The organism is Paenibacillus sp. GM2, assembly GCF_900069005.2.
Taxonomy (GTDB): Bacteria; Bacillota; Bacilli; order Paenibacillales; family Paenibacillaceae; genus Fontibacillus.
This window is the reverse complement of the sequence record NZ_LN831277.1, coordinates 595,256-608,602: the sequence shown is the minus strand read 5'-3', so window position 1 is coordinate 608,602 and position 13,347 is coordinate 595,256. Positions and strand designations below refer to the sequence as shown.

Annotated in this window: 8 protein-coding genes; 4 read left to right on the top strand and 4 right to left on the bottom strand. The window is 49.5% G+C overall.

The genetic code is table 11. The annotated features are described in order from the left end of the window. Nucleotides 1-1,604 (bottom strand): peptidase U32 family protein (locus BN1360_RS25870; RefSeq protein WP_148466528.1); only part of this gene is annotated, 1,604 nt, incomplete at its 3' end. A gap of 664 nt (nt 1,605-2,268) precedes the next feature. On the opposite strand from BN1360_RS25870, the gene BN1360_RS06185 reads away from it, so the two are divergent. After that, nucleotides 2,269-3,894, top strand: coding sequence for a cellulase family glycosylhydrolase (locus tag BN1360_RS06185; RefSeq protein ID WP_068779024.1), 1,626 nt, complete (start codon nt 2,269-2,271; stop codon nt 3,892-3,894). Nucleotides 3,895-4,010: 116 nt separating this feature from the next. Here the strand turns inward: BN1360_RS06185 and BN1360_RS06180 are convergent, their stop codons facing one another. The 3 genes from BN1360_RS06180 to uvrB all read right to left on the bottom strand — a co-directional run bounded on the left by BN1360_RS06180 (nt 4,011) and on the right by uvrB (nt 10,314). Then, nucleotides 4,011-4,220 (bottom strand): DUF2759 family protein, encoded by a 210-nt coding sequence (locus BN1360_RS06180; protein ID WP_068779023.1) that lies wholly within the window; start codon nt 4,218-4,220, stop codon nt 4,011-4,013. An 857-nt stretch (nt 4,221-5,077) separates the two neighbouring features. Next, on the bottom strand, nt 5,078-7,942 hold the full coding sequence (gene uvrA, locus BN1360_RS06175) for an excinuclease ABC subunit UvrA (protein WP_068779022.1): 2,865 nt from the start codon (nt 7,940-7,942) through the stop codon (nt 5,078-5,080). A 380-nt stretch (nt 7,943-8,322) separates the two neighbouring features. Next, nucleotides 8,323-10,314 carry an excinuclease ABC subunit UvrB gene (gene uvrB, locus BN1360_RS06170; protein ID WP_068779021.1) on the bottom strand — a complete coding sequence of 664 codons (1,992 nt, stop codon included), beginning with the start codon at nt 10,312-10,314 and terminating at the stop codon, nt 8,323-8,325. A gap of 249 nt (nt 10,315-10,563) precedes the next feature. On the opposite strand from uvrB, the gene BN1360_RS06165 reads away from it, so the two are divergent. The 3 genes from BN1360_RS06165 to BN1360_RS06155 all read left to right on the top strand — a co-directional run bounded on the left by BN1360_RS06165 (nt 10,564) and on the right by BN1360_RS06155 (nt 13,226). Further along, complete coding sequence (locus BN1360_RS06165) at nt 10,564-11,355, top strand: flagellar motor protein (protein ID WP_068779020.1); 792 nt, start codon at nt 10,564-10,566, stop codon at nt 11,353-11,355. Next, the gene (locus BN1360_RS06160; RefSeq protein WP_068779019.1) at nt 11,352-12,173 is read left to right on the top strand and encodes an OmpA/MotB family protein; all 822 of its coding nucleotides are present in this window, start codon (nt 11,352-11,354) and stop codon (nt 12,171-12,173) included. Before BN1360_RS06165 ends, BN1360_RS06160 begins: the two co-directional genes overlap by 4 nt. A 180-nt stretch (nt 12,174-12,353) precedes the next feature. Beyond that, nucleotides 12,354-13,226 (top strand): patatin-like phospholipase family protein, encoded by an 873-nt coding sequence (locus tag BN1360_RS06155; protein WP_068779018.1) that lies wholly within the window; start codon nt 12,354-12,356, stop codon nt 13,224-13,226. Nucleotides 13,227-13,347: the final 121 nt, after the last annotated feature.

Here is a 13,347-nt window from a genome sequence, read left to right as displayed (position 1 = left end):
CCGGCCGCCCGCGCGTACACGGGCGGCTTCGGCCGTTCGCCGGCTAGCAGCTCCACTGCGCGCCGGCGAACGCTGTTCAGCTCGCGAATCGGCAGGATGACGTCGCCGTTAAGCTCCGTCTCCAGCTGCTCGAGCTGGAACAGCGTACCGCCGAGACGACCTAGTTGCTCCTCCAGGAGCGCCTGGTCCATCGGCCGTTTCTGTGCGACTTCGAGCAGCAGCTCCGAGTCGACCTGCACCGTCGTGCCCTTCTGCATATCCGTCCAGAAGGTCTTGAGCGGCTGACCAGCTACACCGCTGACGCGGACCTGAACCGGGAATACCCGGTAAGGCTTGTCCGTCTCGAATGTCTGCCGCAGCCGCTTGTCCAGCGCCGGATCATTCGTCTTCCAGATCCGGTCCCCCACATGAACCCGGCGCAGATCGATATCATTGCGTCCCGGTACAATATCAACGATCCAGCTCTCACCAGCTTCTCCTTCGATCTTCACACCCTTACGGCGCAAATCGTAGACGCGTCCGCCTTCTTCCTTCTTGGTCGGGTCACCGGCGTCGAAGACAATTCCGTCACCGCGCTTCAAAGGTGCTTCCAGACGGCAGACGACACCGTCACGTAAGATCTGCTCCACTCGTCCCAGATACACCCCCCGGCTCTTCGGGAAAGTTCCGTCTACCAGCTTCTTATTATTTGTCCCTTCCAGGAAGCCATGCGTGAAGCCCCGGGAGAAGCTTTGCTGCAGTTCGCGCATTTCCTCCTTGGATGGAGTGCCGGTGTCCCCGTCAAAATACCGGTCAATCGCTTTCCGGTACTTGCTGACTACATTCGCTACATATTCCGGGCTTTTCAGTCGCCCTTCAATCTTAAAGGAAGTCACTCCCGCTTCGATCAATTCAGGCATCAAATCAATCGCTGCCAAATCTTTAGGAGAGAGCAGGTAAGCGACATCTCCCATCGGCTTTTGAACCCCATCCACCATAAGATCATACGGCAGACGGCAGGCTTGCGCGCACTCGCCGCGGTTGGCCGAACGGCCGCCCCACATTTCCGAGGTCAAACATTGGCCCGAATAGGATACACATAATGCTCCGTGAACAAAAACCTCCATCGGCAGCTTGGCCTGCTCGCCAATCTTTTGAATCTGCTGCAGATTGTTCTCGCGGCCTAACACGACCCGTTCCAGGTCCCAAGGCTTCGTAAACTCTACCGCTTCCGGTGAGGTGATTGTCATCTGTGTAGACCCATGAATCGGAAAATCCGGCGACAGCTCGCGAATCATCTTCACCAAGCCCAAATCCTGTACAATCACCGCATCAACCCCAGCATCGATACAGGCTTCAATCAATTCACGGGCATCTGCCAGCTCATTCTCGAATACTAGAATATTAAAAGTTAAGAACCCCTTCACTCCATAGCTATGCAGAAACGCCATAATCTCCGGTAATTCATCCATCCGAAAATTATTCGCCCGCGCACGAGCATTAAATTTCTCCACTCCAAAGAAAATCGCATCCGCGCCGTTCGCCACGGCCGACCGCATGCAATCCCAATCGCCGGCTGGTGCCAGCAGCTCTACATCCTGTCTTGTGATCGCTATCTTGCTCATTTATATCCTCCCGCATAAATCCTATGGATTCACCGCAATATGATAACCTACTGATTTTCTTTAAATTTGAAATATCTACGAATGCTTAATTACTTACTCTTGCTCAGTTCCTATAAATAAATGTTCAAAAAGGCCGGTTTTCAGCACCGAGAAGGTTGGATGAAGCTAGGGACTGAGGAGCGCAGCGTACGTAGTTTGTACGTGAGCACCGGAAGGCCCGGCTGAATTCAAGATTCGATGTCGAATATGCTCTCAACGTTACTTCATGATCAAAAGTGGACTTTTTGAACTACCTCTACAACCTAATTATTTTAACAGACTTCAACGTAATACACTACCAACAATCCATTCCATTCACTGGGAAAAATTATTCGTAATAGCTGCCTGCTCAGGTTATGTTCTGTTGCATACATCTATCAGGTTTTACGCCGCATTGGCAGCGGAACGCAGAATGTCTACTTTAATAAATAATCCCACCGCACCTTGACTACACCTGAAAAATCCATACCCGACATGAAATTCGCTGCCTATCCCCTCGCCGTGATTCTCGTTATATTGGGTATAACAGCATATGAAATCGTTTTACATTGCTGAGGCCGGAAGTTTGCTTCCTATCAGTTTATCCATGTTAACCCCAATTGAAATCATGTGGAGGTGTCACCCGATGTATGCTAATAACGGAGAAGTAATTGGATATCTGCGAGCCGATGGTCAACGTCTGGTCAATGGACAAGGCGAGGAAATTCTGCTTCGCGGCGTAGGGCTCGGCAATTGGCTGCTGCCGGAGGGATATATGTGGAAGTTTCCGCCCGACAAAGCCGATCGGCCAAGACGGATCGAGAAATTGATCCACGATCTGATCGGTGCGGAGGAGGCCTCCAGCTTCTGGACGGAATTCCGAGAGCATTATATTACGGAGCAAGATGTAGCCCGTATGGCAGAGGAGGGCCTTAATTCTGTCCGGTTGCCCATCAATGCTCGCTTCCTGCTTGAAGAGGGCGAACCGCTTCGCTTCAACAAAAGCTCGATCAGGCTTATCGATCAGTTTATAGAATGGTGCAAGCAATATAAGCTTTATGTCATTTTAGATTTGCACGGTGCCCCTGGTGGACAAACCGGCGCGAATATCGATGATAGTGAGAACGACCAGCCGGAACTGTTCATTCATGAGTCGTATCGCAAGCAGACCGTTCAACTATGGAAAGAATTAGCCGATCGTTACAAGGATGAGTGGATCGTAGGCGGTTACGATCTACTAAATGAGCCCTTGCCTAACTATTTCAATCAATATAACGATATGCTCATGCCGCTCTATCAAGAGATTACCGCAGCGATCCGCGAAGTCGATCAGAAGCATCTCATTATTCTTGAGGGAGCACATTGGGCCACAGATTGGACTGTATTTACAGAAATGTTTGATCGCAATATCCTGCTGCAATTCCATAAATATTGGAGTAGCATCGATACAGAGAGTATTGCGCCTTATTTGGATAAGCGCCATGAGTTCAACGTGCCGATCTATATGGGTGAAGGCGGAGAAAATACGTTAAGCTGGTATACCGGTGCCTTCGGATTGTATGAGGATCACCAGATTTCGTGGAACTTCTGGACCTGGAAGAAGCTTGATACCTTTAACTCGCCTTGCTCGATCAATAAGCCGCAAGACTGGGAATTGATCCTCGACTACTTGCGTGGAGGGGAACAACCGGACCGAGAACAGGCTAGAGTAATCCTGCGTGAATACCTCCACAATATCCGGTTCGAGCACTGCCGATACCAGCCACAGGTTCTTAATGCGGTACAACGCAAGCTGCCGCTGCGAATTCCTGCCGAATATTACGGCAACCAAGGGGAAGGCACCAGCTATATAATCTCACAGCTTAAGCGGTCCAAACATAATCCTTTCCGCTCCAGTGACAAGATTCCGATTTCCTTCATTCAAAAAAAAGAAGGTCCGCCAAATTTTCATTTGAAGCCGGAGGAGGAATGGAAGGATGAAGAGCGACTGTGTATCGAGTTGACAGCCGGAGCCTCAGTGAGCTATCCATTGCACTGTGATCGCCCTGGCGAATATGCCCTGTTCATTCGGGCTGCCATTCCGGAAGGAGCCGCTTCTCTGGACTTGCAGCTTAATCAGCAGCCCGGCTTTTCCCTGGCACTTGCCCCCTCAGGTTGGAAGGTCTGTTCCTTGGAGCCTAAGATTCACGTCACAGAAGGGGATCTCACACTCAAGCTGTCCGCCTCCCATGGAACGGTTCAGATCGACTGGATTGAATTTAGCTTGAAATAACCTTTACAATTAAATTGTCATGAAATTTATATACAAAATAAGAAGAAGCAGGGCCCCTTTCGGTTCCCCTGCTTCTTCTTATTTTACATCTGTCATGCCAAGCTGCCGTATGTACCTTAACTGAACCAAGCCTTGATCATAATTGCATCGGATGCTAAAAAGACGAGCAAACTGACAATCCCAAAGCCTATGGCAAATAGGTTCTTCTTCGGACGTTCCCGGAGCAACCGGATAACACCAAATAGAATAATCAGCGTGAACAATATCATAAAAATATCAAAACCGTTAAAGGTCGTTGTCGTCTCCCCCGCAGCTGCGAGAAACATAGCGTACCCTCCTCTGATCAATTCGCTTTTTTCCATCTCCTTATATGTTATCTTCCTCCTCGACTGGATGCAAGAGGAAAGACAAAAAAATGTTAAATTTTCCTGTTGAAATAGCTTGAAAACCGTTAAATAACAAGTATCTATATATCAAAGTTACTTGACAATTATCACTTCCCGACTATTACTGCGTTAGGTTGACAGCCGTCATGCAGCGCCAAACCACGCGGTGGAAAGAGTTGTGTACTAGCTGTATATACCAAAATTCAATTAATATAAATGGTGTGAATTTCCTAACAAAAGTGGCTGTACGCTAATTTCTTAACTCATTCCACAAGAACTACAAGGCTGGAGCCTATTGGGCTCTCGGATCGGAATTAATTGCAGATCGTATACTTGAGTGCAGCTTTCTCTGATTTCTCAAGGAATGAGCTGCTTTGGAAACATCAAATATCTCCGGAAATCAAATCTTATCTGTTCCTGGAGGTTAAGCCTATCCTGTGCTATTTCCTTTGCATTTCTTCTTCAACTCCACCAACATACAAGCCCCTCTCCAATGCACAAAAAACAGAAATGCCCATCTAAAAGTGGACATTTGGGACTTTTGCTTCACAGCATCCAAACACTATATTTAGAACATTTACAACATACGCATACCCTATAAGCTAACCTTGATTAGGAAGGAAATTATTACGCCCCAACGAACCGTGTCCGAATTCCAAAGACACTTCATGACTTTGTCCGCATAGAAGAGACAAGAAAACCATTGTCTTGGCTCAAAGCATATAAATCAAGCAAATAAAGCCTGCTGAGAGCTCTCTTTCTCTCTCAGCAGGCTTCTGTAAAGCTATAATCATAAGTTATTCTATCGCAGCTGCGGTCAATTCCTTAGTCCGCTTGGTATCACGCTTAAGAACAGGTCCCAGGTAACGACCTGTATAAGAGTCTTCTGCCTTAACGATATCCTCCGGCGTGCCCGTAGCGATAACCGTCCCACCGCCGCTGCCGCCCTCTGGTCCGAGATCGATCAAGTAATCGGCAGTCTTAATTACATCAAGATTATGCTCAATGACCAGAACCGTCTCTCCCGAGTCGACCAGACGATGCAGCACCTTAAGCAGCCGATCGATATCATCCACATGCAGACCCGTTGTTGGCTCATCAAGGATATAGATCGTTCTGCCTGTACTGCGGCGGTATAGCTCGGAAGCCAATTTCACGCGCTGCGCCTCACCACCGGACAGAGTTGTTGCCGGTTGGCCCAGATTGATATAACCAAGTCCTACATCCATTAAGGTTTGCAGCTTGCGGTGAATCTTCGGAATGTTCTGGAAGAATTCCGTCGCATCCTCCACCGTCATCTCCAATACTTCGGCAATACTCTTGTTCTTATATTTAACTTCCAGTGTCTCCCGATTGTATCGTTTGCCTTTGCAGACTTCACAAGGCACGTAGACATCTGGCAGAAAGTGCATTTCAATCTTGATAATCCCGTCTCCACGGCAAGCCTCACAGCGTCCGCCCTTAATATTGAAGCTGAACCGCCCCTTCTTATAACCGCGGATCTTCGCTTCATTCGTCTGTGCATACAGATCGCGAATATCGTCAAATACCCCTGTGTAGGTTGCCGGATTGGAACGTGGTGTCCGTCCGATCGGCGACTGATCGATATCAACAACCTTGTCGATATGCTCCAAGCCCTTCATCTCGCGATATTCCCCAGGTCTAACCCTCGCCTTATTCAAGTCACGGGCTAATGTCTTATACAAAATCTCATTCACCAGAGTTGATTTGCCTGATCCGGATACTCCGGTAACCGCGGTAAAGACGCCAATCGGGAACTTGACATTAATATTCTTCAGATTGTTCTCCTTCGCCCCCTTGACTTCGAGCCAGCGTCCATTCGGCTTGCGGCGTTCAACCGGAACCGCAATGAACTTCTTGCCGCTCAAATATTGACCGGTCAGCGATTTGGAATCCGCCATCACTTCCGTAGGCGTTCCTTGCGAGATGACCTGTCCGCCATGAATACCGGCTCCAGGTCCAATATCGATAATATAGTCAGCCGCCAGCATCGTGTCTTCATCATGCTCGACAACGATCAGCGTATTTCCGATATCACGCATATGAGCCAGCGTCGAGATCAGCCGGTCATTATCGCGCTGATGCAGACCGATACTCGGTTCATCAAGGATATAGAGCACGCCCATCAGACTGGAGCCAATCTGTGTAGCCAGCCTGATCCGCTGTGCTTCTCCGCCGGATAGCGTGCCTGCAGCGCGGCTCATCGTCAAATAATCCAGCCCGACATTTACCAGGAAGCCCAGACGGCTGTTAATCTCTTTCAGAATCAGGTGAGCAATGGTCTTTTCTTTCTCGCTTAACTGCAAGCCATCAAAGAACTTCCGCGCTTCCCCGATCGATAGCGAGGTTACATAAGCCATATTCTGATCATTAATCGTTACAGCCAGACTTTCCTTCTTCAAACGATGTCCCTTACAGGATCCGCATGGCTTCGAGCCCATAAAACCTTCGATAAATTCGCGAATCCCCTCCGAGGCTGTATCCCGGTAACGGCGCTCCAGATTGGGAATAATCCCTTCGAAGGTCACAAGCGCATCCTTGCTCATACCAAAGTCATTTTCATATCGGAACCGCACTTTAATGTCGCCAGTACCATAAAGCAGCTTGTCCATCTGCTCCTTTGTCAGTTCCGATACAGGCACATTCTGCGGAATCTTGAAATGCTCACATACCGAACGCAGAAACTGCGGGTAATAGTTCGAGGTTCCGCCCGCCCAAGCTTCAAAAGCGCCGTCTTCAATGCTCTTGGAACGATCAGGTACCAGCAAATCCGGGTCGATAATCATCTTCACCCCAAGGCCGTCACACTCCGGACAAGCACCAAACGGACTATTAAAAGAGAACATCCGTGGCGACAGCTCTTCCATGCTAAAGCCGCAGATTGGGCAGGCAAAGTTAGAGCTGAAGCGCAGCTCCTCCTGACCGATAATATCAATGAGGATTTGGCCGCCAGACATTTTGAGCGCCGTCTCGATCGAGTCAGCCAGCCGGCTTCGAACATCCTCCTTAACAACGACCCGGTCCACAATGACCTCGATCGAGTGCTTCTTGTTCTTCTCCAATTCTATCGTCTCAGACAGATCACGCTGTTCCCCGTCCACGCGTACACGAACGAAACCCTGCTTGGAGATTTCGCCGAACAGACTCTTATGCTCACCCTTCTTGCCTGATACAACCGGAGCAAGAATTTGCAGCCTTGTCCGCTCCGGATATTGCATAATCCGGTCAACCATCTGTTCGACCGTCTGCGACGTAATTTCGATTCCATGCTCCGGACAATGCGGATGCCCAACACGAGCGAACAAAAGACGCAAGTAATCATAAATCTCCGTTACCGTTCCTACAGTAGAACGCGGGTTGCGGCTGGTTGTCTTCTGGTCGATGGAGATTGCCGGCGATAGCCCCTCAATAGAATCCACATCCGGCTTCTCCATTTGCCCGAGAAATTGCCGGGCGTAGGCTGATAGCGATTCGACATATCTGCGCTGACCCTCGGCATAAATCGTATCGAATGCCAGCGAAGATTTACCGGAGCCGCTGAGCCCGGTCAGTACGACAAAGCGATCGCGCGGGATCGTAATGTCGATATTTTTCAGATTGTGTGCGCGTGCGCCCTTGATTACGATATTCTCACTAGCCAATAGGTTTCATCTCCTTGAACCTTCTATATAATGGAGGAAGCTCCAAAAGTCCGCTTTTAATAAGAAAACCCATCGAGGTCAATTCAGGATGAACAACCGCAAGTTAGCGGTAGGTTTTCTTGCAATATAGAATTTCACCCGGCTCCGCTAATAACTTGTGAATTTTACACCTAGCACAAAGTTTTCAAGAAGTGTACTCGACATCAAATCTTGAATTCACCTGAACCTTCCGATGCTCACGTACAACTGCGTACGCTGTGCTTCTTTACGCCCTAGCTTCAACCCTCGGTGCTGAAAATCGGCCTTTTTGAACATAACTGCAACGGTGGATTCACCGAAGAACTTCCTTTATTCCGTATTCCACAACAATACAACGCTTGCTACTCTGCCTTAAGCTCCAAAATCGCGTCGCGAAGTTCAGCAGCCCGTTCAAACTGCAAGTTCTTCGCTGCATCCTTCATTTCAGCCTCAAGCCGCTTGATCATCGACTCGCGATCACGTTTGGACAACTTCCCTTTGGCATCCGCCAAGTAATCCGATTTGCTCTCCGCCACTTTCGTAGCTTCAATCACATCTCTGACTTTCTTGCGAATCGTCTGCGGGGTGATACCATGTTTCTCATTATAAGCGATCTGGATACTGCGACGACGCTCTGTCTCCTTAATAGCCCGATCCATGGACTCTGTAATATGATCTCCATACATCAGCACTCGCCCATCTGAGTTCCGCGCCGCCCGGCCAATCGTCTGGATCAACGAGCGTTCGGAGCGCAGGAAGCCCTCTTTATCAGCATCGAGAATAGCCACCAGCGATACCTCTGGAAGATCCAGCCCCTCCCGCAGCAGGTTAATCCCAATCAACACATGGAAGGTGCCCAGCCGCAGATCTCGAAGAATGCTCATCCGTTCCAATGTCTTAATATCCGAATGAAGATATCGCACCTTAATTCCGACTTCCTTGAGATAATCGGTAAGGTCCTCGGCCATCTTCTTGGTTAATGTCGTCACCAGTACCCGTTCATCCTTATCGATCCGATCATTGATCTCCCCGATCAGATCATCGATTTGGCCCTTGGTCGGACGCACTTCGATGATCGGATCAAGCAGACCCGTCGGCCGGATAATCTGCTGCGTCATGGTATCGCAATGCTCCAGCTCATAAGGACCCGGGGTCGCCGATACAAAGATCATTTGCCCGGCCTTTTCTTCAAATTCCTCGAACCGGAGCGGACGATTATCCAACGCCGAAGGAAGTCGGAAGCCGTGGTCAACCAGCACATTCTTACGCGCCTGGTCCCCGTTATACATCGCCCGGATCTGCGGCAGCGTCACATGTGACTCATCGATGACAATCAGCATATCGTCAGGAAAATAATCCATCAAAGTATATGGCGTCGCTCCCCGTTCGCGGAAGGTCAGCGGACCCGAATAGTTCTCAATCCCTGAGCAGAAGCCGACCTCTTTCATCATCTCGATGTCATATCGGGTACGCTGTTCAAGCCGCTGAGCCTCCAGCAGCTTGCCCTGTGAGCGCAGCAGCTCCAGCCGCTCCTCCAGCTCCCGTTCGATATTGACAAGCGCCGCCTTCATCGTCTCCTCCTGGGTTACGAAGTGAGAGGCCGGGAAAATAGCGACATGGTCCCGCTCCCCGACCAGTTCACCGGTCAGGACGTCAATTTCCGTGATCCGCTCAATCTCATCGCCGAAGAACTCTACCCTAATCGCCTGTTCCCCTTTGGAAGCCGGGAAAATCTCCAGTACATCTCCACGTACACGAAACGTTCCGCGCACGAAGTTGATATCGTTCCGCTGATATTGGATATCTACAAGCCGACCCAGAATCTGATTGCGCGGCTTCTCCATCCCAGTCCGGAGCGACAGTACGAGATCGCGGTACTCCATCGGCGAACCGAGACCATATATACACGATACGCTCGCTACAATAATGACATCACGCCGCTCAAACAATGAGCTTGTCGCCGAGTGCCTTAATTTATCGATTTCTTCATTAATGCTGGAGTCTTTTTCGATATAGGTATCAGAGGAAGGAATGTACGCTTCCGGCTGGTAATAGTCGTAATAACTGACGAAGTAATCTACAGAGTTGTGAGGGAAAAATTCCTTGAATTCGCTCGCGAGCTGCGCTGCCAGCGTCTTGTTGTGAGCGATCACTAGCGTCGGCCTGTTCAGCTTCGCAATCGTGTTCGCTATAGTAAAGGTCTTGCCGGTACCCGTTGCTCCTAATAAGGTCTGGTACTTTTTACCCATTTTTACGCCTTCAACCAATTCCTCGACGGCCGTCGGCTGGTCCCCCTGCAGCTTGTACTCGGAGACAACTTCAAATTTATTATCATTAAAGACAATATCGCTCATTGTCCAACATCACCTTTATCGTTAAAATGAAATACTAGAGGTTATCATTAGACAGCTTGTGACATATTTCTACCTTCAGAAAAAACCTCTCGCCCGTGGCCCCTTCAAGGTTAAGCGACCGTGATGGACGGGCAGGTTTTCCGCAATGCATCCCTAAAAATGTAAAATAGGAATGGATGTTCCCATACATTATAACTTTTTTATGTATCAGATGCAAACGAAAGTAAGAAGAGGAGTGGATAGCAAAAGATGGATATTTCAACAGTTATCGGAATCATTGTCGGACTTGCCGCACTGGTTGGCGGGTTCATTTGGGAAGGGGGAGAATTAGGAGGGCTTATGCAGCTTACAGCTGCTTGCATTGTCTTTGGAGGAACGCTTGCTGCGGTATTGGTCAGTTTTCCATTAGCTAAGCTAAAGACGGTTCCACGCGCTCTGGCTATCGCCTTTGCTGCCAGAGGTACTAATATAGCCGGGTTAATTGATGATATCACCAGCATGTCGCATACGGCAAGACGCGAAGGTGTTCTGGCTTTGGAGAAAAAGGCAGCCGGATGTCCCGATCCCTTCCTCCGCGAGGGAGTCCAACTCGTCGTTGATGGCACCGACCGGGCGATGGTAGAGCAGATCATGGAGCTCGAACTGCAGGCTACGCATTATAAATATGAAGGCTATGCCAAAATATTTGAATCCGCTGGCGGATATGCTCCTACGATGGGAATTATCGGTACGGTCATGGGTCTCATTCACGTGCTTGGCAGCTTGACCGAACCGACGGCATTGGGGCCGTCCATCGCTTTGGCTTTTACGGCTACATTATATGGTGTGGCCAGCGCCAACCTGATCTTCCTGCCGATCGCTTCGAAGATCAAATCGCGAGGCGAGGATGAAATACAGCGTATGGAAATGATGCTCGAAGGAATTCTATCCATTCAGAACGGGGATCACCCTGTGCTGGTTCGACGCAAGCTGGAATCGTTCAGCACAGATTCTATCGCTCCCAAGCGGGAAATGCCCGAGTTCAAGGAGATTGAACTATGAGACAACCTCAACATGAACGGAGCCGCAGGTGGAAGAAAAGCAACCAGAGCGGCGACTCCAAGGATCGCTGGATGATTACATACGCGGATTTGATTACCCTGCTGCTTATTTTCTTTGTCATCATGTATGGAATGAGCCGGCTTGATGTTGAGAAATATGAGCTTGTTACTCAATCCCTGCAGCATACCTTCAGCAGCGGCAGCTCCATCATTACCGGCGGCAATGGCATTCTGGACGGTTCGCAAAGCCCTGATATACATAAGGATCTCGGTCCAGGCTCTACTAAGGCAGACCAGAGCAAGCAACACGGTGAGGAGCCGCTAAGCGAGCGCGAGCTTGCCTTCCGTAAACAGGAAGATGAACTGCAGGATCTGATGAAACGGATCGAAGCTTATGTGAAGGACAATCATCTGCAGGATCAAATCCATGTCGCCGATCTGCCAAAAGGCATCTCGATTACCTTAAGCGATCGCTTCCTGTTCGATACCGGCAAGGCGGAATTGAAGCAGGGTTCTGCCAAAACTATGGCCAAGCTGGCCAGCCTGTTCAAGCAACTGGACACCGTGATTAGCATTGAAGGCCATACGGATAATCAGCCGATCGTCCGCGCCTCCCAGTTCAAGGACAACTGGGAACTCTCCGGTGAAAGGGCCTTGTCGGTGCTGCGATTCTTCCTGGATCAGGAGAAGCTTGATCCACAGCATTTTCAATACGCCGGCTACGCTGACACCCGGCCTGCCGGTGATAACGCCACAGCCGCCGGCAGACAAAAGAACCGCCGCGTTGAAATTACGGTATTAAGACAACTGCAGCAATAAGGGGCAGAAAGCTTGGCGATGAGCCAGGCTTTTTGAGTTGTAGATGAATTGTTGAAATAACAATAGGTAAAATTATGCACTGCACCATTTTTATAGGTATGATAGGTAGGCATGGGTTTACTTTTGAACTGCCTCTATAAGTCTGGATGTAATCTATGTTGAATAGGGTAGGTGAAGGACATGACAGAAAACCTAAGTACGGTAAAAAAGGAAAAGACGGCATTAGTTGTTGAAGGCGGCGGAATGAGGGGAATATTCTCTACAGGGATTCTCGATGCATTCATTAAACAGGATTTCTACCCCTTTGACCTATGTATCGGCGTTTCCGCAGGATCTTCCAATGTCGCTGCCTATTTAGGTAAAATGTATCAGCGTAATTATAAGGTTTTCACAGATTATTCCCTCCGTCCAGAGTTCATCAACATGAAGAAATTTGTACGTGGCGGCCACTTGATGGATATCGACTGGCTATGGGACATCACTCTGCGGGATATGCCTGTAGACGTGGCTACACTGTTCTCAGGCTCCTCCGAGTTTATTATCGGAGCCACCGAAGTGAATACAGGCAAATCGGTGTATTTGCAGCCAACCCGGCATAACTTTGACCAGTTAATGAAGGCTTCCAGCGCTATCCCCGTCATATACCGAGGCTTCGTCGAGGTGGATGGGGTAAAATATGTCGATGGCGGAGTGACCGATTCTATTCCCGTCATCGAGGCCTATCGCCGAGGCGCTACCAAAATTATGGTGCTTCGCTCCAGACCCCATGCTTATATGATGAATAGCAGCAAAAACAATATGTTAACCCGGTGGCATCTGCGCAAATATCCGGACCTGCTGCTAGCGCTTAACAACCGTGCACAGACTTACCAGGAGGCGATCGAGTTCATGCGCCATTCTCCGCGCGATGTACAGGTTATCGAAGTGAATCCGCCGGATTCCTTCAAGACAGAGCGTCTGACCAAAGAGCTGCCTATACTGGAGCAAGACTATCAGCTCGGTTATGACATGGGCTTACAGCTGGCGCAGGATTGGGACAAGCCATCCTCCTGATGCTGTACTTCAACCCAAAAGGCTGCGGCCGCTTACGCGGTGCCGCAGCCTTTATTTGTCTCAGCCCGCAGGTGGCGGCTGAGATGCGGTGTCGCCGTCCCGGCCAGCCGGGCGGCGCTTG